This is a genomic window from Isoptericola sp. NPDC055063, from assembly GCF_053608125.1.
Genome location: NZ_JBSGUW010000008.1, coordinates 157,545 through 178,458 on the forward strand (window position 1 = coordinate 157,545; position 20,914 = coordinate 178,458).

A 20,914-nucleotide genomic window follows, 5' to 3' on the forward strand; every position below is an offset into this window, starting at 1 on the left:
CGGCACATGACCCCGTGCCGGACGTCGACCCCGGCTCGCCGCTGGGCGAGGCGATCGAGCAGGTCGACGCGGAGGCGGAGCCGGGCCTCGCGGAGGAGCTCGAGCAGGAGGTCGCGCGTGTCGCGGCCCCCGCGGTCGAGGAGTCGGGCGACCGGTGGCGCGACGCGATGCGCCGCGCGACGTCCGGCGGCTGGGCCGTGGCGCTCGGCGCCATCGTCCTGGCCGTGATCGCCGGCTCGATCCTCATCGTCGTGACCGACGAGGCCGTGCTCGCCGCGGCGCCGTACTTCTTCTCCCGACCGAGCGACACGCTCGCCGCGATCGGGCAGGCCGTGGGCGGCGCGTACTCCGCGCTGTTCCAGGGCGCGGTCTACAACTTCGGCGCGGACTCTTTCGCGCAGGGCATCCGGCCGCTCACGCAGACGCTCACGAACGCCACGCCGCTCATCGCGGCCGGCCTTGGCGTCGCGCTCGCCTTCCGCGCGGGCCTGTTCAACATCGGTGGCCAGGGGCAGATGCTCATGGCCGCGACCGCCGCCGGCTGGATCGGCTTCGGCGTCACCGGGCTGCCGTTCCCGTGGCACATGCTGCTGTGCCTCGTGGCCGGCGTCGCGGCCGGCGCCCTGTGGGCCGGGATCGCCGGCCTGCTCAAGGCACGCACGGGCGCCCACGAGGTGATCGTCACGATCATGCTCAACTACGTGGCGTTCTACCTGCTGTCGTACTTCCTCGCGACGCCGGGGCTCATGCAGGCCCCGGGCTCCGCGAACCCGAAGACGCCGCCGATGCAGGACTCGGCCGTGCTGCCGCCGCTGCTCGGGCCGTCGTACAACCTGCACTGGGGCTTCGTGCTCTCGCTGCTCGCCGTCGTCGGCGTCTGGTGGCTGCTCAACCGGTCCAGCGCCGGCTTCGCGTTCCGCGCCGTGGGGGAGAACCCCAAGGCGGCGCGGGTCGCGGGCATCGACGTCTCGCGCACCACGGTGCTCGTCATGCTCGTCGCCGGTGGCCTGGTCGGGCTCGCGGGCGTCCAGCAGGTGCTGGGCAGCGTGACCACCGGCTTCAGCGTCGACATCGACGCGGGCATCGGCTTCGACGCGATCACGGTCGCGCTGCTCGGCGGGTCGTCGCCGTGGGGCGTGCTCGGCGCCGGCATCCTGTTCGGCGGCTTCAAGGCCGGCGGCTCGGCGATGCAGGCCGCGCAGGGCATCCCCATCGAGATCGTGCTCGTCGTGCAGTCCCTGATCGTGCTGTTCATCGCGGCGCCCCCGCTGGTGCGCGCGATCTTCCGCCTGCCGCAGCCCGACCGCACACCCCGCGGGCGCGAAAGCCGCCGCGACCGCCGCCGCGCCGCGGCCGCCGCCACCGAGGAGGGACGGGCATGACCGCCACGACCGTCGACGCTGCGGGTCCCACCGCCACCGAGCCCGCCCCGCGCGTCGTGGCGAGGGTGTCGTGGAAGGCCGTCGTCGGCCTCACGGTGGTCCTCGCGCTGTACGCGCTGCTCCTGCTGCTCGCGCCGCACGAGGGCTCGGCCCGGTTCGCGCTGTCGACCAGCACCGACTTCGTCGTCCTGTCCACGATCGTCGTGCCGGCGATGGCGACGGCGTGGGTGTGCGGGGCGATCGGGGTGCTCGTGCTGCTGTTCGCCATCGTCCGCACGCGGTCCGGGCGCCGGGTGCCCGCCTGGGCGATCGCGGTCTTCGCGGCCGCGCTGCTCGTGGGCTTCCTCGCCTGGGCCGCCGCGGGCAGCCCGCGCGACCTGTCGGTCGTCGGCCTGCTGGGCGGCGCCGTCGGCCTCGCGGTGCCGCTCGTGTACGGCGCCCTCGGCGGCGTCGTGGGCGAGCGCGCGGGCGTCGTGAACATCGCCATCGAGGGCCAGCTGCTCGCGGGGGCGTTCGTCGCCGCGATCGTCGGGTCGCTGACGAACAGCCCCTGGGCGGGCCTGGTCGCCGCGGTCGTCGCGAGCGCGCTGGTGGCGCTCGTGCTGGGCGTCTTCACCATCACCTACAAGGTGAACCAGGTGATCGTCGGCGTGGTGCTCAACGTGCTGGTGATCGGCCTGACGAGCTTCTTCTACTCCGAGGTGCTGGTCCCCAACGCCGAGACCCTCAACTCGACCACCCGCTTCGAGCGCCTGCCAATCCCGCTGCTCGAGCGCATCCCGATCATCGGGCCGGTGCTGTTCAACCAGACCATCGTCGTGTACCTGATGTTCGTGGCGGTCGCCGCGGTCTGGTACGCCCTGTTCCGCACCCGCTGGGGGCTGCGCGTCCGCGCGGTGGGCGAGCACCCGAAGGCGGCGGACACGGTCGGCATCGACGTGCTGCGCACCCGCTACCGCGCCGTCCTCATCGGCGGCGCCGTGGTCGGCCTCGGCGGCGCGTTCTACACGGTGGTGTCGATCAACCAGTTCGGCCGCGAGATGACGGCGGGTGCGGGCTTCATCGCCCTCGCCGCGGTGATCTTCGGCAAGTGGGACCCGCTGCGGGCGGCCCTCGCGGGCCTGCTGTTCGGGTTCGCGACGAACCTGCAGAACGTGCTGTCCGTGGTCGGCTCGCCCGTGCCCAGCCAGTTCATGCTGATGCTCCCGTACGTGGTGACCCTGCTGGCCGTGGCCGGCCTGGTCGGCAAGTCCCGTGCGCCCGCGGCGTCGGGCACCCCCTACACCAAGGAGTAGCCGTGCCCGAGCCCGCACCGTCCGAGCCCGCCGTGCCCGGGCCCCCGGTCGACTGGGACGCCCTGCGCGCCGCGGCGCGCGACGTCGTCGGCCGCGCGTACGCGCCCTACTCGGCGTTCCCGGTGGGCGCCGCGGCGCTGGTCGACGACGGCCGGGTGGTGGTGGGCTGCAACGTGGAGAACGCCGCCTACGGGGTGACGCTCTGCGCGGAGTGCTCGCTCGTGTCCGCCCTCGTCACGGGCGGGGGCGGCCGCCTGGTCGCGTTCACGTGCGTGGACGGCGCGGGCGAGCTGCTCATGCCGTGCGGGCGCTGCCGCCAGCTGCTGTGGGAGCACGGCGGGCCGGCGCTGCTCGTGGAGACCGCGCGCGGCGTCGTGCCGATGACCGAGGTGCTGCCGGACGCGTTCGGCGCGGCCGACCTGGACCGGCCGCGCACCAGCGAACGAGAGGGCAGCTGAGCATGACCACCACGCCGGGGAACGAGCCGTTCGACGCCGTCGACGTCATCCGGGCGAAGCGCGACGGGGGGACGCTCGAGGCCGCGCAGATCGACTGGGTCGTGGACGCGTACACCCGCGGCGCGGTCGCCGAGGAGCAGATGTCGGCCCTCGCGATGGCGATCCTGCTGAGGGGCATGACCCGGCCGGAGGTGGCGCGCTGGACCGGCGCGATGATCGCCTCCGGCGAGCGGATGGACTTCTCCGGCCTGTCGCGGCCCACGGCGGACAAGCACTCCACCGGCGGCGTGGGCGACAAGATCACGCTGCCGCTCGCGCCCCTCGTGGCGTCGTTCGGCGTGGCGGTGCCGCAGCTCTCGGGCCGCGGGCTGGGCCACACCGGGGGGACTCTGGACAAGCTGGAGGCGATCCCGGGCTGGCGCGCGTCGCTGAGCACCGCCGAGCTGATGGACCAGCTCGAGGACGTCGGCGCGGTGGTCTGCGCGGCGGGGGCGGGGCTGGCCCCGGCGGACAAGAAGCTCTACGCGTTGCGCGACGTGACCGGCACCGTCGAGTCGGTGCCGCTCATCGCGAGCTCGATCATGAGCAAGAAGATCGCGGAGGGCACGGGCGCGCTCGTGCTCGACGTCAAGGTGGGCTCCGGCGCCTTCATGAAGGACCTGGCCGCCGCCCGCGAGCTCGCCCGCACGATGGTCGACCTCGGCACGGACGCCGGCGTGCGGACGGTCGCGCTGCTCACCGACATGCAGGTGCCGCTCGGGCGCACCGCGGGCAACGCGCTCGAGGTCCGCGAGTCGGTCGAGGTGCTCGACGGCGGCGGCCCGGCCGACGTCGTCGACCTCACGGTGGCGCTGGCGGTCGAGATGCTCGCCGGGGCGGGCCGCCCCGTGCCCCAGGCCGAGGTGCGGGCGGCGCTGGCCGACGGGCGCGCCAAGGACGTCTGGCGCCGCATGATCGCCGCGCAGGGCGGCGACCCGGACGCACCCCTGCCGGTCGCGGCGCACCGCCGGGACGTGGTCGCCGACCGCGCCGGGGTCGTGTCGCGCCTCGACGCCTACGCCGTCGGCCTGGCCGCGTGGCGGCTCGGCGCGGGACGCTCGCGCCGGGAGGACCCGGTCCAGGCGGGTGCCGGCGTCGAGATCCACGCCCGCCCGGGCGAGAGCGTCGAGGCCGGCCAGCCGGTGCTCACGCTGCACACCGACACCCCCGAGCGCTTCGACCGCGCGCTGGCCGCCCTCGACGGGCAGTGGGCGGTCGACGACGTGGCGGCCGTGGGGTCGCCGTCGGCGCTCGTCCTGGACCGGATCGGCTGAGCCGACGGCAGGGATGCGTCGCCTGACGGACCTCCTCGCCGCGGTGGGCGCGTTCGCGGGCCCGCCGCCGGCGCCGCCGCCCGCGGGGAGGTTCGCCCGGCCGGACGTGCCGGACGACCTCGCACCCGCGCTGGCGGCCCTGCCGCCCGCGGCGCGGGCGTGGGTGCTCGACCCGCTGGGCCGCGACGCGCCCCCGCCCGCCCCGGGTCGTCCGCGCGCCCTCGTGCTGCCGGGGCCCGAGGGCGTGCTGGCGCCCGCGCGACAGGTCGACGAGCGCAGCTGCGGCCCGGCGGTGCTCGCGATGCTGCGCCTCGCTGGCGACCCGCGCCGTGCGCTCGAGCTGAGCCGATGGCCGGAGGGCACCGCGGCGGCGTTCGCGTCCCAGCAGCGCGCCCTGCACCGGGAGACCACCCACGGCGTGCGCGGCCTGCCCGTGTGGCCGCAGGCGCTCGGCACTCCGCCGTGGGGCGCGGCGCGCGTCGCCCGGTACGGCCGCGTGCGCTACACGCACCGCGTGGTGGGCGGCCGCACCGCCCCCGGCGTCCTCGCCTCGGCCGTGGCCGCCGCGGCCGCCGGCGTGCCCGTCCCGCTCTACACGGGCGGCGACCTCGCCCGCGGCGCGGCGACGGCGGTGCCGCGGCACGTCGTCCTGCTCACCGCCGTCCGTGGCGGCCTCGCGACGCTGTACGAGCCGTCCGCCGGGCGTCTGCACGCCGTGCCGCGGGCCGAGCTGGAGGCGGCGGGAGGAGGCCGTCGCGCGGACGCGACCGGCCCCGTGAGGGAGGCCGCGCTGGGCGGCTGGCCCCACGTGGTCTGGGCGCTGCTGCCCCGCGACGCGCGCGGCTGAGCACAGCCGGGCTCCTCTGGCGCGCCGCCGGGGGGCGGGTCACGATGGGTGGGCGCACCGCCGTCGAGCGAAGGAGGAGCTCCATGAGCACCGTCCCGGAGGACGCCCGGCAGGACGCCGGCGTGGAGGGCACGGAGGAGACGACCAGCCTGGTCGAGGACGCCGAGACCGCCGAGCAGGAGCCTCCCGCGCCCGAGGAGTACCGGCCCCGGCACGCCCGCCCGGACCTCGACGACGAGGCCGCGGAGGCGGACGTCGTGGAGCAGAGCCAGGAGGTGCCGGGGCTCGACGATCCCGACGCCGCCGCCGGCGCCTGACGGCCGGTAGGTTGGCCCCATGACGCAAGCGCTCGTCGACCTGATCCCCGCCCTGCCCAAGGTGCTCCTGCACGACCATCTCGACGGGGGCCTGCGACCGCAGACCGTCCTCGAGCTCGCCGCCGAGGTGGGCCACGAGCTCCCGGCGTCGGACGCCGCGTCGCTCGGCACGTGGTTCGTCGAGGCCGCGGACTCGGGGTCCCTGGTGCGGTACCTCGAGACGTTCGACCACACGATCGCCGTCATGCAGACGCCCGACGCCCTGGCGCGGGTCGCGCGCGAGGCGGTGCTGGACCTGGCCGCGGACGGCGTCGTGTACACCGAGCAGCGCTGGGCCCCGGAGCAGCACCTGGCCCGCGGGCTGAGCCTCCCCGAGACGGTCGAGGCCGTGCAGGCGGGCATCGACGAGGGCATCCGCGAGGCCGCCGCGCGCGGGCAGATCATCCGCGTGGGCCAGCTCGTCACGGCCATGCGGCACACCGACCGGTGGCAGGAGATCGCCGAGCTCGCCGTCGCCTACCGCGACCGCGGCGTGGTCGGGTTCGACATCGCCGGCCCGGAGGACGGGTTCCCGCCGTCGCGCCACGTCGACATCTGGCGCTACCTCGCGCAGCAGGACTTCCCGACCACGATCCACGCCGGCGAGGCGGCCGGCCCGGCGTCGATCGCCGAGGCGGTGCACCTGGGCCAGGCCGACCGGATCGGCCACGGCGTGCGAATCGTGGAGGACATCACCTTCCACGAGGGCTTCGACGACGACGGCGAGCGGCGCGCCGAGCTGGGCCGCCTGGCCCACTGGGTGCGCGACCACCAGATCACGCTCGAGGTCTGCCCGGTCTCCAACCTGCAGACCGCGGCGACGACGGCGACGTCGGTGGCCGACCACCCCATCACGCGCCTCAAGGAGCTGGACTTCGCGGTCACGCTCAACACCGACAACCGCCTCATGTCGCGCACGTCGATGAGCAACGAGATGACGCGCCTGGTCACCGAGGCCGGCTGGACCATCGACGACCTGGCCGACGTCACCCTGACCGCCGCGTGGAGCGCCTTCATGCACCACGACGAGCGCCGTGCGCTCGTCGACGACGTCATCCTGCCGGGCTACCAGCAGGCCGAAGGAGCGCAGCGATGAGCGACGCAGCCCGTACCGTCCCCACCGACGCGGCGGCCCTCGCCCAGTTCGTGGACCACACGCTGCTCAAGCCCGAGGCGACGACGGCGGACGTCACGGCGCTGGTCGAGGAGGGCGCCCACCTCGGCGTCTTCTCGGTCTGCATCTCGCCGACGTTTGTCGCGCACGCCGCCCGCGTCGCGGCGGGCCGCATCGCCGTGGCGACGGTCTGCGGATTCCCGTCGGGCAAGCACGTCAGCGCGGTGAAGGCGGCCGAGGCCGCCCGCGCCGTGGCCGACGGGGCCGACGAGGTCGACATGGTGATCGACGTCGGCGCCGCCAAGGAGGGCGCGTTCGACGCCGTCCGCGCCGACATCGCCGCCGTGCGGGCCGCCGTGCCCGCCGAGCACCTGCTCAAGGTCATCATCGAGGCGGCCGCGCTGACCGACGGCGAGATCGTCGCCGCCTGCCGGGCGGCGAAGGACGCCGGGGCGGACTTCGTCAAGACGTCCACCGGGTTCCACCCCGCCGGCGGCGCGTCCGTGCACGCCGTGGCCCTCATGGCGGACACCGTGGGCGACGCCCTGGGCGTGAAGGCCTCCGGCGGGATCCGCACGCTGGACGACGCGCTCGCCATGATCGGCGCCGGCGCCACGCGGCTCGGGCTGTCGGGGACCGCGGGCGTGCTCGCGGGCTTCTCCGGCGAGGCCCCGGCCGCCGGCGGCAGCGGCTACTGAGCGGGCGCGGGGTGGACGCCGGGCCGCTCGTCGAGGTCTGCGACGCGACCCGCACCCACGGCACCGTGCAGGTGCTCGGGCCGACGACCCTGACCCTCGGCCCGGGGGAGGCGGCGGCCGTCGTCGGGCCCAACGGCAGCGGCAAGTCGACGCTGCTGCGTCTCGTCGCCGGCAAGGACGAGCCGACGACCGGGCGGGTGCGCGTGCTCGGTCTGCCCGCCGGGCAGGCGCGGCTGCGCCGCCGGGAGGACGTGGCGGTGCTGCTCGGCGGCCTGTCCGCCTACCCGGACCTCACGGTCGCGGAGCACCTGCGCCTCGTGGCGTCGGCGTGGGCGGGCCGGCACCCCGGCCCGGACGTCGAGGCCGCGCTGGCCGCCGCCGAGCTCGACCGGGTGCGCGACCAGCTCCCCGGCGAGCTGTCCTCGGGCGAGGGGCAGATGTTCGCCCTCGCGACGACGCTGTACCGGCCCGCCCGCCTCGTGCTGCTCGACGAGCCGGAGCAGCGGCTCGACGCCCGCTGGCGCGCCGTCGCCCGCCGCCTCGTCGCGGGGGCGCTCGACGCCGGCCGCGCGCTGCTCGTCGCGACCCACGACCCGGACCTGCGCGCGGACCTCGCGCGCCGGGGCCGCGAGGTGGAGCTCGCGGCGCCGGGGCCCCGGTGACCCGGTGAGCGTCGTCGCCGGGCACGTGGACGACGGCTCCCGCGTGCCGTACCGCCGCTGGCGCCGCTGGGTGGCGTCGCTGCGCCGCCGGGCCGTCGTCGTGCGGGCTGCCGAGAACGGCGGGGACCCGCACGACCGGGTCTACCTCGGGTACGGCGTGGTGCTCCTCGCGCTGGTGTACGGGCCGATCCTGTGGTCCGCGCTGGTGCAGGCCGCGGCGGCGCTGTCCTGGCCCGCCGGGGCCTCGGGGACCCTGGCGGCGGCCGCGGGGTGCGTCCTCGGGCTGGGCGTGCTGTGCACCGCAGGGCTCGCGTCGGCGCGTGCCGGCGGGCCGCTGTGGACCACCCCGGCGGAGGCGACCTTCGCCCTGGGCGGCCAGTTCGCGCCGCACGACGTGCTGCGACGGCGCGCGGCGTGGCTCGTGGCGGGCGCGGCCGCCGTCGGGGCGTTCCTCGGCAGCGCCGTGGCCCAGGGCGCCGTCGCGTCCGGCACCGTGCTCGCGGGGGCCGTCGCCGCGCTGCTCGCGCAGGTGCCCCTGGCCGTCGGCGTGGCCGCGCAGGTGCCCGGCCGCGTGCGGTCGGCGGCGACCACGACGACCGCGGCCCTGCTGGTCCTCGGTGCGGGCGGCGCCGGGGCGGCGGGGGCGAGTGCGAGCGCGGTCCTGCCGGGGGCGTCCGGTGCGGTGGCCGTCGTCGTGGCAGGACTTCTGGGTGTGGGGGGCGCCGTGCTCGTGCTCCGCGTGCTGCCCGACGGCATCGACATGGACCGTGCGGCCGCGGGGCAGGCCAGGACGGTGACGGCCGCGCGGGGGCTCGTGGGGGGCGAGTCCGGCGCCGTGGGGGACGTGCTCGGCCCGCGCGCGTACGCGGGACGAGCGGCCACGCTCCCGCGGTGGCTGCTGGCCCGCGCGCCGCTGGTGGCGCGCGACCTGCTGGGGCTGCGCCGGCGCCCCGCGGCGTTCGCCGTCTCCCTCGTGGCGGGGTGCGCGGGCGCGCTGCTCGTGCAGCTCGGGGCGGACGGCGGCCCGGCGCTCGTCACCGTGGTCGGGGCGGCGGCGCTCTACGCCGCCTCCCGGACGTGGGCCGACGGCCTGCATGCCTACGCCGCCCAGCCCCGGCCGGGTGCCCTCCTGCCAGGGTCGACGACGGCCGCCGTCGCCGGTCACGCGGCGGTGCCGGGGGCCCTGGGCCTGCTGGCCGCCGTCCTCGGGACGGCGGTCGGGGCGCTCGCCGGGGGCGCCGGGGCGGCGGGAACCGGCGCCGTCGTCGTCCTCGCCGTCGTCGTGGCCGCGCTCGGGGTCCGCATCTGGGTGGCGGGCGCGACCGCTGCGCCGCCGGGTCTGTTCACGCCGATGATGACGCCGAACGGCGACATGTCGATGCTCGTGCTCGGCGCCTGGTACCTGCGGGGGTGGCTCGTGGTGGCCGCCGCGGGCTGGCTGCTGCACCGGGCCGGCGCCGCGGGCTCCCCGGGCCCGGCCTCGGTGGCGGTGGTGGCCCTCGCCGCGGGCCTCGTCGCGGCCGCAGTGCGGCGGTTCGCGCGCGCCTGAGGCGTCCCGCTCCCCGCCCCGCCCCGTCCCGCCCCGTCCCGGTCGCGGCCCGCGACGTTTCGGCAGAGGCTCGACCCAGGGCCCGCGACCCGGGCCGTCGCGCCGACCGGAGGGACCGCCCGTGTACTACAGCAACGGCAACTACGAGGCCTTCGCCCGACCGCGCAAGCCGGCCGGTGTGGACGGCAAGACGGCGTGGTTGGTCGGTGCCGGCCTCGCGTCCATGGCGGCGGCGGCGTTCATGATCCGCGACGGGCAGCTCGCGGGGGAGCGCATCACCATCCTGGAGCGGCTGCGCCTGCCCGGCGGTGCGCTCGACGGGATCAAGGAGCCCGAGAAGGGCTTCGTGATCCGCGGCGGGCGCGAGATGGAGGACCACTTCGAGTGCCTGTGGGACCTGTTCCGGTCGGTGCCGTCGATCGAGGTCGAGGGCGCGTCGGTGCTCGACGAGTTCTACTGGCTCAACAAGGACGACCCGAACTTCTCCCTGCAGCGCGCCACCGTGGACCGCGGCCAGGACGCGCACACCGACGGCCTGTTCGCGCTGTCGGAGAAGGCGCAGAAGGACATCGTGAGCGTCTTCCTCGCCTCGCGCGAGGAGATGGAGGGCAAGCGGATCGACGAGGTCTTCGGCCGCGAGTTCCTCGAGAGCAACTTCTGGCTGTACTGGCGCACGATGTTCGCGTTCGAGGAGTGGCACAGCGCGCTGGAGATGAAGCTGTACATCCACCGCTTCGTGCACCACATCGGCGGCCTGCCCGACTTCTCGGCGCTGAAGTTCACCAAGTACAACCAGTACGAGTCGCTGGTGCTGCCGCTGTACCGGTGGCTGCTCGACCAGGGCGTGACGTTCCGCTTCTCCACCGAGGTCACGGACATCGACTACGCGGTCACGCCCGGCGCCGACGGCGCGAGCCGCAAGGTCGCGACGCGCATCCACTGGGTGTCCGACGGCGAGGCCGGGGGCGTCGACCTCGGCGAGGACGACCTGGTGCTGGCCACCATCGGCTCCCTCACGGAGAACTCCGACAACGGCGACCACCAGACCCCGGCCCGCCTCGACACCGGCCCCGCCCCCGCGTGGGACCTGTGGCGCCGGATCGCGGCGAAGGACCCCTCGTTCGGGCACCCCGACGTCTTCGGCGGCGACATCCCGCACACGAAGTGGGAGTCGGCCACCGTCACGACGCTCGACCCGCGCATCCCGGAGCACATCCAGCGCATCTGCAAGCGCGACCCGTTCAGCGGCAAGGTCGTGACCGGCGGCATCGTCACCGTGAAGGACTCCAGCTGGCTGATGAGCTGGACGGTCAACCGGCAGCCCCACTTCAAGCAGCAGCCCGCCGACCAGGTCGTGGTGTGGGTGTACTCGCTGTTCGTCGACCGCCCGGGCGACTACGTGACGAAGCCCATGCAGGAGTGCACGGGCGAGGAGATCACCCGCGAGTGGCTCTACCACCTGGGCGTCCCCGTCGACCAGATCGACGAGCTCGCGGCCACAGGAGCCCGGACGGTGCCGGTGATGATGCCGTACGTGACGTCGTTCTTCATGCCCCGGCACGCGGGCGACCGGCCGGACGTCGTGCCCGAGGGCGCGGTGAACTTCGCGTTCATCGGCCAGTTCGCGGAGACCAGCCGGGACTGCATCTTCACCACCGAGTACTCGGTGCGCACGGGCATGGAGGCCGCCTACCGCCTGCTCGACATCGAGCGCGGCGTGCCCGAGGTGTTCGGCTCCACCTACGACGTGCGGACGCTGCTCAAGGCCACGAGCCGGCTGCGCGACGGCGAGGAGGTGGACCTGCCGGGGCCCAGGTTCCTGCGCGAGCGGCTGCTGCGGCGCCTGGACGGCACGCAGATCGGCGAGCTGCTCACGGACTTCGGGCTCATCCCCGAGCGGGGCGCCACCACGCGCCGCGAGCGGCAGGACGACGCCGTCGAGTGAGTCATGATTGCTGGTGATGACCGACACGGCTGAGACCTCCGCTGGCACCCCCGCTCCTCCCGCCCGCAAGCGCACCCCGCGGCACGCGACCGTCTCGGCCGTGCGCCGGCTCTCGCCGCACCTGGTGCGGGTCACGCTCACGGGCCCCGAGCTCGCCTCGCTGGACCCGACGGCGCACACGGACAGCTACGTGAAGCTGGTGCTCGGCGAGCTGGCCGACGGGCGCCCGCTGGTGCGCGCGTACACGGTGCGCGCGGTCCGAGACGGGTCGGCCTCGACGTCGGGCTCGACGTCGGGGGACACCGAGTGGGACCTCGACCTCGTGGTGCACGGCGACGAGGGCGTGGGCGGCCCGTGGGCCACGCGCGTGCGGCCGGGGGAGCCGGTCACGTTCCTGGGCCCGGGCGGCGCGTACGCCCCGGACCCCGCGGCGCCGTGGCACCTGCTGGTGGGCGACGACTCCGCGCTGCCCGCGATCGCGGCCGCGGTGGAGTCCCTGCCGGCCGGCGCCGTCGCGCACGCCGTCGTCGAGGTGCCGGGGCCGCAGGACGAGCAGCCGCTCGAGTCGGCCGCGGACCTCACCGTGACGTGGGTGCACCGCGATGCGGGCGACGGCCTCGCCGACGCGGTGCGGGCCGCCGCCGGGGAGTTCCCCGCCGGCGCCCCGCACGTCTTCCTGCACGGCGAGGCCGGGTGCGTGCGCGACCTGCGTCGCTGGGTGCGCACGCAGCTCGGCGTGCCGCGCGAGCTGCTGTCGGCCTCGGGCTACTGGCGCCGCGGAAGCGACGACGAGGGCTGGCGCGCGAGCAAGCGCGACTGGGCCGCCGCCATCGAGCGCGACGACGCGGAGCTCACCGACGGCGCGGGGCTCACCGACGACGCGAAGCTCACGGACGACGCGGGGCTCACAGACCCAGCGCGGTCCTGAGGTCCGCCTTGATCCGGTCGAGCTTCTTGTGCGCCGCGACCCGCATCCGGCCGATGTCGATCGCGGACGCGTCCGACGCGACCGGCTCGACCACCTCGAGGTAGCACTTCACCTTCGGCTCGGTGCCGCTGGGCCGCACGACGACGCGGGTGTCGTCCGCGCCGAGCAGCACGATGCCGTCGGTGGGCGGCAGCCCGTCGATGCCGTCGCCGAGGTCGAGGACCTGCGCCACGCCGGCCCCGGCGAGGGTGCGGGGCGGCGCCGAGCGCAGCCGCGCCATCGTCTCGGGGATCTTCGACAGGTCGTCGAAACGGACGGACAGCTGGTCGGTGACGAACAGCCCGTTCTCGCGGGCGACGTCGTCGAGCGCGTCGACGAGGGTGCGCCCCGCGGCCTTCTCGCGCGCGGCGAGCAGTGCCACCAGGACCGCGGTGCTGAGCCCGTCCTTGTCGCGCACCTGCGCCGGGTCCACGCAGTAGCCCAGCGCCTCCTCGTACCCGAAGACGAGGCCCGGGGTCCGCGAGATCCACTTGAACCCGGTGAGCGTGGTCGCGTGCCCGACGCCGTACCGCACGGCGATCGAGGACAGCACGCGGGAGGACACCACCGAGCAGGCGACGACCGGGCCGGCGCCGTCCGGGCCGTCCGGCGGGGCGACGTCGCCCCGCGCGATGCGGCGCACCGCCTCGCGCCCGAGCAGGGCGCCCACCTCGTCGCCGTGCAGCATCCGCCAGCCGTGCGAGCGGGCCGTCTCGGCGCCCTGGTGGGTGCCGTGGCTCGGGTCGTAGACGGCCACCGCGCACCGGTCCGCGTCGGGGTCGTTCGCGATGACCACGTCGGCGTGCGCCTCGGCGAGCGCGACGGCCATGTCGATGGCGCCGGGCTCCTCGGGGTTCGGGAACCGGACCGTGGGGAAGGCGGGGTCGGGGTGCAGCTGCTCCTCGACGGGCTGCACGTGGGTGAAGCCCGCGTCGGCGAGCACCCGGGCCAGGACCCTGCCGCCGACGCCGTGCAGCGACGTCGTGACGACGCGCAGCGCGGCCCGCTCCGCCGGACCGGTGGACGTGCCGGCCCGCTCGGCGAGCGCGTGCACCGACGCGACGTACGCGTCGACGACGTCGCGCCCGAGGACGGTCCAGCCCGACTCGACTCGCGGCACCCCCGACGCGGGCCCGGCGGCGGCGATGCGCTCGGCGATGCCCGCGTCGTGCGGCGGCACGATCTGCGCGCCCTGGCCGGCGTCGGTCACGACGCGGCCGCCCAGGTAGACCTTGTAGCCGTTGTCCCGCGCGGGGTTGTGGCTCGCGGTGACCATGACGCCCGCGTCGGCGTCCAGGTGGCGGACGGCGAAGGCGAGCACCGGGGTGGGCAGCGCCGACGGCAGCAGCAGCACCTCGGCGCCGGCCGCGGTGAGGACGGCGGCCGTGTCGGTCGCGAACGTCGACGAGCGCTCGCGCGCGTCGTACCCGACGACCACACGCGGGGCCACGCCCGGCCCCAGCTGCGCCGCGAGGTAGGAGCCGAGGCCGGCCGCGGCCGCCGTCACGACCGCGCGGTTCATGCGGTTCGGGCCCGGCGCCATCGCGCCGCGCAGGCCCGCCGTGCCGAACTGCAGGCTGCCGGCGAAACGGTCGCGCAGCAGGTTCACCGCGTGCTCGCGCGTGCTCGCGCGCGGCGACGACGTCTGCTCGGCAAGGCGGGACAGCTCGGCCTTGTCGTCGTCGTCGACGTCGTACCGGATCCAGCGCTCCACCTGGTCGAGCAGCGTGGACAGGTCGGTGGACCGCGCGGCAGGCTCGAAGGCCGGGTCGTCGGTGTCCAGGCTCATCGCTGACCTCTCTCTTCGCGGGTCTCTTCGCGGGGCGTCACAGGGCCGTGACGATGCGGGCGAGCAGCTCGCTGATGCGCGGGCCGGCGGCCTGGCCGGCCTCCAGCACCTCCTCGTGCGACAACGGCTGCGGGCTGATGCCCGCGGCGAGGTTCGTCACGAGCGAGACGCCGAGCACCTCCAGGCCGGCGTGCCGCGCGGCGATGGCCTCCAGCGTCGTGGACATGCCGACGAGGTCGGCGCCCATCAGCCCGGCCATCTTCACCTCGGCCGGGGTCTCGTAGTGCGGGCCGTGGAACTGGGCGTACACGCCCTCGGGCAGCTCGGGGTCCACGGTGCGGGCGATCTCCCGCAGCCGCGGGGAGTACAGGTCGGTGAGGTCGACGAACGTCGCGCCCTCGAGCGGCGACGTGCCCGTGAGGTTGATGTGGTCGCGGATCAGCACCGGCTGGCCCGGCCGCCACGCCATGTGCAGGCCGCCGCACCCGTTGGTGAGGACGACCGTCTCGCAGCCGGCGGCGGCGGCCGTGCGCACGCCGTGCGCGACGCGGCGCACGCCCTTGCCCTCGTACAGGTGGGTGCGGCCGCCGATGACCAGCGCGTGGCGCACGGCGCCGTCGGGGCGCTCGACCCGCACGGAGCGGGTGGTGGCCGCGTGCCCGACGACGGCGGGGCGGGAGAAGCCCGGAATCTCGTGCGTCGGGATCTCGGCCACGACGTCGCCGAGCAGCTCGGCGGCGCCGCCCCAGCCGGAGCCGAGCACCAGCGCCACGTCGTGGCCGGGCACCCCCGTCACCTCGGCGATGTGGTCGGCCGCCGCGCGGGCGACGTCGAACGGGTCGGTGGTCGGGTCGTCGAGGTCCCCGACGCTGCGGCTCGTGGTGCTCATGGTCCCGAGGGTAGTCCGGGCGGGGTCCCCGCGCCGCGTCGGCGCGGGCCCCTCGGCGGCCTGACACAATGGCCCCCGTGCCCTCCGTGAACACCCCTTCCCCGGACACCGCCCCGGACACCCCGGCCTCCTCGATCGCCCCCACCCCCGGCATCCCCGAGACCGACCCCCGCGCCCCGCACGTCGTCGTGGTCGGCGGCGGCCCGGGCGGCTACGAGGCCGCCCTCGTGGCCCGCCGGCTCGGTGCCCGCGTCACCGTCGTCGAGCGCCAGGGCCTCGGCGGCGCCGCGGTCCTCACCGACGTGGTTCCGTCCAAGACCCTCATCGCGACCGCCGAGTGGTTCACCACCGCGGAGCAGGGCCCCGAGCTCGGCGTCCGTGGCGAGGCGCCCGCCGGCGAGCGGCGCGACCTCGTCGACCTCAAGGCCGTCAACGCCCGCGTGCTCGCGCTCGCCGACGCCCAGTCGCGGGACATCCACGCGCGCCTGGAGCGCGAGGGGGTCGACATCGTGGCCGGGACCGGTCGGCTCGACGGGCCGTCGCGCGTCGTGGTCGACGGCGCGGCGGGGGAGACGACGTCCCTCGACGCTGACACCGTGCTGCTCGCCGTGGGCGCCACGCCCCGCACGCTGCCGACCGCCGTCCCCGACGGCGAGCGGATCCTCACGTGGACGCAGCTGTACCGGCTCACCGAGCTGCCCGAGAAGCTGATCGTCGTGGGCTCGGGCGTCACCGGCGCGGAGTTCGCCGGCGCGTACCAGACGCTCGGCTCCCAGGTGGTGCTGGTCTCCTCGCGCGACCGCGTGCTGCCCGGCGAGGACATGGACGCCGCCGAGCTGCTCGAGGGCGTCTTCCGCTCCCGCGGCATGACCGTCATGTCCCGTTCGCGCGCCGCGTCCGCCGAGCGCACCGCCGACGGCGTCGCCGTCACCCTGTCCGACGGCCGCGTCGTGGAAGGCTCCCACGTCCTCATCGCCGTCGGCGCCGTGCCGTCGACCGGGGGCCTCGGCCTCGAGGAGGCCGGCGTGCGACTGTCCGCGAGCGGGCACGTCGAGGTGGACCGCGTCTCGCGCACCTCCGTGCCCGGCGTGTACGCCGCGGGCGACTGCACGGGCGTCCTGCCGCTGGCCTCCGTGGCCGCCATGCAGGGGCGCATCGCGATGTCGCACGCCCTGGGCGACGCGGTCGCGCCGCTCAAGCTCGGCCGCGTCGCCGCCAACATCTTCACCGGCCCGGAGATCGCGACCGTCGGCCTCAGCGAGCAGGCGCTGCGCGAGCGGGGGCACCGTTACGTCACCACCACGCTCCCGCTGGCGCGCAACCCGCGCGCCAAGATGCTCGGGATGCGCGACGGCTTCGTGAAGCTCTTCGCGCACCCCGACGCCGGGGTCGTGCTCGGCGGCGTCGTCGTGGCCCCCCGGGCCAGCGAGCTGATCTTCCCGATCACCCTCGCCGTCGCGCACCGGCTCACCGTCGACGACGTCGCGGACGCGTTCACCGTCTACCCGTCGCTGTCGGGCTCGATCGCGGAGGCCGCGCGCGTACTGCACGGCCAGTCCGGCCCGCAGGCCGTCGACTGAGCCCGCGACTCAGCGGCTGACGTCGCTCGTCACAGGCCTGGGCCGCGCGTCATCGGCCGAGACCGGCCGCGTCCAGCCGGGCGCGCAGCGTCGGCCAGGCCACGGCGAACGCGGGCAGCAGGGGGAGGGCCGCGACGTCGTCGACGGCCACCCACCGCACCTCGAGGCTCTCCGGGTCGGCGGCGGACGGCGCGACGTCGGCCCCGGGCACGACGTCCGCGAGGACGGTCGTGTAGGCCCACGGTCCGTGGTCGAGGACGTGCGTGCCCAGCACGTGCACGGCGCGGGGCGGCACGGCCGCCTCCTCGAGGCTCTCGCGCAGGGCGCCGTCGACGGGGGTCTCGTCCGGCGCCAGCGCGCCGCCGGGCACGCCCCAGGTGCCGCCCTGGTCCGACCACGGTGCGCGGTGCTGCAGCACGACGTCGGTGACAGGACCGGCGCCGGTCCCTTGGTCGGTCGCGCGGCCAGCGGTCGCGCGGCGGGCGAGCAGCAGCCCCGCGGCACCGTGCAGGCCCCAGTGCCGGTGGTCGCCGCAGGTCACCCAGCCGTCCCCGGGGTGCCGGTGGAGCGTCTCGCGCGGAGGGAATGGGCTGGGCACGCGGCCAGGCTACAGGCGACGATTGCCGGGTGAGCGACGCCGGCACCGATGACTTCAGCTCCCGCGGACCGTCATCTGCACCCATGGACGACGACCAGGTGACCACCGCGCCCGAGACCGCGCTCCCGGCCGTGCCCCTGACCGGGCCCGAGGGCGAGATGCCCGGCTGGAAGCGCAACGTCGCGATCTTCCTCACCGGCCAGACCGTCTCGCTGCTCGGGTCGATGCTCGTGCAGTTCGCCGTGATGTGGCACCTGACGATCGTCACCCGGTCGGGGTCGGTGCTGATGCTCAGCATCGTGTTCGGCATGCTGCCGCAGGCGTTCATGTCGATCTTCGGTGGCGTGTGGGCCGACCGGCACTCGCGCAAGCTGCTCATCATCGGCGCGGACAGCGCGATCGCGACCATCACGCTGGGTCTCGCGCTGCTCATGCTGTCCGGTGTCGACGACCTGTGGATCATCTACGTGGCGCTGGCGGTGCGCTCCACGTTCGCCGGCATCCAGACGCCCGCGGTGAACGCGATGGTGCCGCAGATCGTGCCGACCGCCCAGCTCATCCGCATCAACGGGATCAACCAGTCCATCCAGTCCGGGATGATGCTGCTCGCCCCGGTGCTGGCCGCCGCCATCTACGCGAGCTTCGACATCGTCGCGGTGTTCTTCGTGGACGTCGTCACCGCGTTGCTGGGCGTGGGGATGCTGCTGCTCGTGCGGGTGCCGCGGCTGGTGCGGCACGACGCCGCTGGGACCGCGGGCACGGAGGGCGGTGCCGGTGCCGCGGGGGAGCGGCCTACCTACTTCGGCGACCTGGTGGCCGGGGTGCGCTACATCCGCGGCCACGCGGCGGTGCGGTGGCTCATGACGATCTTCGCCACCACGATGGTGCTGATCGGCGCGCCGTCGTACCTCACGCCGCTCATGGTGACCCGCACCTTCGGCGACGAGGTCTGGAAGCTCACCACGAACGAGGTGTTCTGGGCGGCGGGCATGCTGGCCGGCGGGCTCGCGATGGCGCTGGTCGGCACTCGCGTCACGAACCGGGTGGCGCTGATCGTCGGCACCACCTTCGCGGCGGGCGTGTTCACGACGGGGCTCGGGCTCTCCACGAACATGTGGGTGTTCTTCGCGCTCGGGCTGCTGATCGGGGTGTCGTTCACTCTGATGTCGGCCCCGAGCATGGCCATCCTCCAGGAGACCGTCGCCCCTGAGATGCAAGGCCGCGTCTTCGGCTTCGTCGGCATCGTCATGACCGTCGCCATGCCGCTGAGCATGGTCGTCTTCGGCCCGCTCGCCGACCGGTACTCCGTGCAGGTGCTGCTCGTCGTCGCCGGAGCGCTGCTCGTCGCCTTCGTCCTCGCCGTCCTGTCCGTGCCGTCCGCGCGCCGGTCGCTCGCCGCCATCGCGCGCCCTGCGACCGCGGACGCCGACGAGGAGCCCGCCACCACCTGAGCCTGGGTCGACGCGCCCGTCACGCCTGACCGCGCCAGCCGCTCACGACGCGCCGCTCACGACGCCTCGCTCACGACGGGTGGCGTTGACAGGTAGGGGGTCCTGGGGGCGTGGCTCAGAACGGTGGGACCGCGGGTGAGACGTCCGGTGGGTCGTCGAAACCCGGGTCGGGGAGCGCGTGGTCGGGGACCTCGTGCCCGTGGGGCGCGTGTCGGTGTCGGGTGGTGTCGATGGGCTCGGGCGTGGTGGTGTGGCGGCGTCCGGTGGGGGAGGTCCATTCGAGGGTGCCGCCCCAGTCGGGTGGTTGACGGTGGGGGCCGGTGCCGGCCGCCGTGTTCACCTGTCTGACCTGCCATGTCGTTTGATGTTTCAGGACGTGGTGTCGGCGGCAGAGTGCGGCGAGGTTGGTGGCGTTGGTGGTGCCGCCGGTGGCCCAGGGGGTGGTGTGGTCGAGGTCGGACTGGGTGGCGGGGTGGGTGCAGCCGGGGAAGCGGCAGGTGGTGTCGCGGTGGCGGATGAGGTTCTTGAGGTCGGCGGGGGTGGTGTAGGTGGTGCGCCCTACGGACAGGACGGTGCCGGTCTCGGGGTGGGTCAGGATCCGCCGCAGTGAGGGGGCGAGGGCTGTCAGGGTGCGTGCGGTGTCGGGGTCGATGGGGATGTGCCCGTTCATCGTGGCCGGGGCGTCCGTGATGCCGAGCAGCGTCAGGACCGGGACCGTGACCGTGACCTGGGGGCGGATGGAGCGCGCCAGCGTCGCGATCGCCGACTGAGTGCATTTCAGGTCGGGCGCTTCGTCTGGGGGATCGGGGCTCGGGTCGTCGTGCGGACGGCCGTCGACTGGCCTTGTGTCATGGGTCGTCTCATGGGTCCCGCCCGGCGCGGTGGTGTGGTCGAGGGTGCCGTCGTCCAGCAGGAGCGCGGTGAGGGTGTCGGCGCGGGCTTGGGCGAGGGTGCGGCCGCCGCCCATGCCGTCTCCGCCGCCAGTGCCACCAGCGCGGCCGGCGCCGTTGCCAGCGTCGTTGTTGGTGGTGAGGTGGCGGGCGGTGCGGGTGAGGCGGTCGTAGGCGGCGTGGGCGAGGGGTGCGGGGAGGTGGGCGACGAGCCAGGACATGCCGTCGTGGTCGTCCTCGAGCCAGACCGTGCGCCGGAGGGCGGCCTCGTGGTGGCGGACGTCGAGCGGGGTGGGGTGGGCGGTCTCGCGGGCTCGGCGGGCGCGGCGGGCGACCTGGGTGGGCGTGCACGAGACCGTGCCGGCGGTGGTGCCGGGGGCGTCGTCGGGGTTGACCTCGGCTGTCATGACGGCGGCGAGGACGGTGTGCTCGACATGTGCGGCCTCGTCGGAGGTCAGGTCGGCGAGGTGTGTGGTGATGGCGGTGGCATGCGCCCAGGACAGTCGGCCGGCGCTGAGGGCGGTCAGGGTCGCGGGGGCCTTGCCGGTCAACGCCACGGCGTGGTCGACCAGCGTGCCGGTGGCGTGCTCGCCCAGGTGCAGGGTGGTGGCGATCTCGGTGGTGACGGCGCGGCGGGCGAGCTCGAGCCGCCGGGCGGAGGGTGCCCGGCGGGCGGTCGGGTCGGCGGGGTCGTCGTCGGCGAGGAGGTCGGACTCCAGGGCCTCGGCCAGGCCCGTTGCCTGTGCGAGGAGGACCGCGCGGTGGGCGTGCAGGGTAGCGATCTCGGCGTCGTTCTCGGCGAGCTCGTCGAGCACCCGGTCCAGGTCGGCCAACGAGGGCTGCTTCGAGGAGGCAGGGTGCTGCGGCTCAGTGCCGGGCCCGCCCCTGCCAGATCGTCCTTCTTCCTCGAGCAGCTCGCTGATCGACGGGGTCCACGACCGTGGCATCGCGGCGAGCCGCTCCGCCGCCGCGTTCAGGTCAGCCGGCCCGCTCGCGCGACCCGCAGGCGTGCCGGCGGAGGTGCCGGTCGCGGAGTCGGGGAGCGTCGTCGTCATCCCCCGAGCCTAGCGACGTTCGAACGCGTGTTCTGGAGCCTCCCGGCAATCTGTGGACAACGACGGCGGAGGGTCG

General features: G+C 75.2%; 18 protein-coding genes. 14 read left to right on the forward strand and 4 right to left on the reverse strand.

Annotation, left to right across the window (positions count from 1 at the left end):
* Positions 1-53 precede the first annotated feature (53 nt).
* The 12 genes from ACWF41_RS11785 to ACWF41_RS11840 all read left to right on the forward strand — a co-directional run bounded on the left by ACWF41_RS11785 (position 54) and on the right by ACWF41_RS11840 (position 12,547).
* Positions 54-1,382: an ABC transporter permease gene (locus tag ACWF41_RS11785; protein WP_380323902.1), complete on the forward strand. Its 1,329-nt coding sequence runs from the start codon at positions 54-56 to the stop codon at positions 1,380-1,382.
* The gene (locus ACWF41_RS11790; RefSeq protein ID WP_380323869.1) at positions 1,379-2,677 is read left to right on the forward strand and encodes an ABC transporter permease; all 1,299 of its coding nucleotides are present in this window, start codon (positions 1,379-1,381) and stop codon (positions 2,675-2,677) included. The genes ACWF41_RS11785 and ACWF41_RS11790 overlap by 4 nt, the downstream gene beginning before the upstream one ends.
* A 2-nt stretch (positions 2,678-2,679) precedes the next feature.
* Positions 2,680-3,135, forward strand: coding sequence for a cytidine deaminase (locus ACWF41_RS11795; RefSeq protein ID WP_380323872.1), 456 nt, complete (start codon positions 2,680-2,682; stop codon positions 3,133-3,135).
* Between the two features lie 2 nt (positions 3,136-3,137).
* Positions 3,138-4,448, forward strand: coding sequence for a thymidine phosphorylase (locus tag ACWF41_RS11800; protein WP_380323875.1), 1,311 nt, complete (start codon positions 3,138-3,140; stop codon positions 4,446-4,448).
* 13 nt (positions 4,449-4,461) lie between these two features.
* Entirely contained in the window at positions 4,462-5,295 is an 834-nt protein-coding gene (locus ACWF41_RS11805) for a hypothetical protein (protein WP_380323879.1), read from the forward strand.
* An 83-nt stretch (positions 5,296-5,378) separates the two neighbouring features.
* Positions 5,379-5,612, forward strand: coding sequence for a hypothetical protein (locus tag ACWF41_RS11810; protein ID WP_380323881.1), 234 nt, complete (start codon positions 5,379-5,381; stop codon positions 5,610-5,612).
* A gap of 19 nt (positions 5,613-5,631) precedes the next feature.
* Positions 5,632-6,747, forward strand: a complete 1,116-nt coding sequence (locus ACWF41_RS11815) for an adenosine deaminase (protein ID WP_380323884.1) — start codon at positions 5,632-5,634, stop codon at positions 6,745-6,747.
* Entirely contained in the window at positions 6,744-7,463 is a 720-nt protein-coding gene (gene deoC / locus ACWF41_RS11820; RefSeq protein ID WP_380323887.1) for a deoxyribose-phosphate aldolase, read from the forward strand. The genes ACWF41_RS11815 and deoC overlap by 4 nt, the downstream gene beginning before the upstream one ends.
* An 11-nt stretch (positions 7,464-7,474) precedes the next feature.
* On the forward strand, positions 7,475-8,125 hold the full coding sequence (locus tag ACWF41_RS11825; RefSeq protein ID WP_380323890.1) for an ABC transporter ATP-binding protein: 651 nt from the start codon (positions 7,475-7,477) through the stop codon (positions 8,123-8,125).
* A 4-nt stretch (positions 8,126-8,129) separates the two neighbouring features.
* Entirely contained in the window at positions 8,130-9,674 is a 1,545-nt protein-coding gene (locus ACWF41_RS11830; RefSeq protein WP_380323893.1) for a hypothetical protein, read from the forward strand.
* A 121-nt stretch (positions 9,675-9,795) separates the two neighbouring features.
* Positions 9,796-11,619 carry an oleate hydratase gene (locus ACWF41_RS11835; protein WP_380323896.1) on the forward strand — a complete coding sequence of 608 codons (1,824 nt, stop codon included), beginning with the start codon at positions 9,796-9,798 and terminating at the stop codon, positions 11,617-11,619.
* Between the two features lie 16 nt (positions 11,620-11,635).
* Entirely contained in the window at positions 11,636-12,547 is a 912-nt protein-coding gene (locus ACWF41_RS11840) for a siderophore-interacting protein (protein ID WP_380346739.1), read from the forward strand.
* Here ACWF41_RS11840 and ACWF41_RS11845 read toward each other — a convergent pair.
* Together ACWF41_RS11845 and ACWF41_RS11850 are read right to left on the reverse strand one after the other, a co-directional pair.
* Positions 12,525-14,375: a phospho-sugar mutase gene (locus tag ACWF41_RS11845; protein WP_380318329.1), complete on the reverse strand. Its 1,851-nt coding sequence runs from the start codon at positions 14,373-14,375 to the stop codon at positions 12,525-12,527. The genes ACWF41_RS11840 and ACWF41_RS11845 overlap by 23 nt on opposite strands.
* 37 nt (positions 14,376-14,412) lie before the next feature.
* Positions 14,413-15,264: a purine-nucleoside phosphorylase gene (locus ACWF41_RS11850; RefSeq protein ID WP_380318332.1), complete on the reverse strand. Its 852-nt coding sequence runs from the start codon at positions 15,262-15,264 to the stop codon at positions 14,413-14,415.
* A 134-nt stretch (positions 15,265-15,398) separates the two neighbouring features.
* Between ACWF41_RS11850 and ACWF41_RS11855 the strand changes: the two genes are divergently transcribed.
* On the forward strand, positions 15,399-16,844 hold the full coding sequence (locus ACWF41_RS11855; RefSeq protein ID WP_380318408.1) for an NAD(P)H-quinone dehydrogenase: 1,446 nt from the start codon (positions 15,399-15,401) through the stop codon (positions 16,842-16,844).
* A gap of 49 nt (positions 16,845-16,893) precedes the next feature.
* On the opposite strand, the gene ACWF41_RS11860 is transcribed toward ACWF41_RS11855, so the two are convergent.
* The gene (locus tag ACWF41_RS11860) at positions 16,894-17,442 is read right to left on the reverse strand and encodes an NUDIX domain-containing protein (protein WP_380318335.1); all 549 of its coding nucleotides are present in this window, start codon (positions 17,440-17,442) and stop codon (positions 16,894-16,896) included.
* Between the two features lie 83 nt (positions 17,443-17,525).
* On the opposite strand from ACWF41_RS11860, the gene ACWF41_RS11865 reads away from it, so the two are divergent.
* Positions 17,526-18,893, forward strand: a complete 1,368-nt coding sequence (locus tag ACWF41_RS11865; protein WP_380318338.1) for an MFS transporter — start codon at positions 17,526-17,528, stop codon at positions 18,891-18,893.
* 115 nt (positions 18,894-19,008) lie between these two features.
* On the opposite strand, the gene ACWF41_RS11870 is transcribed toward ACWF41_RS11865, so the two are convergent.
* Positions 19,009-20,838, reverse strand: a complete 1,830-nt coding sequence (locus tag ACWF41_RS11870) for an HNH endonuclease signature motif containing protein (RefSeq protein WP_380318341.1) — start codon at positions 20,836-20,838, stop codon at positions 19,009-19,011.
* Positions 20,839-20,914 lie beyond the last annotated feature (76 nt).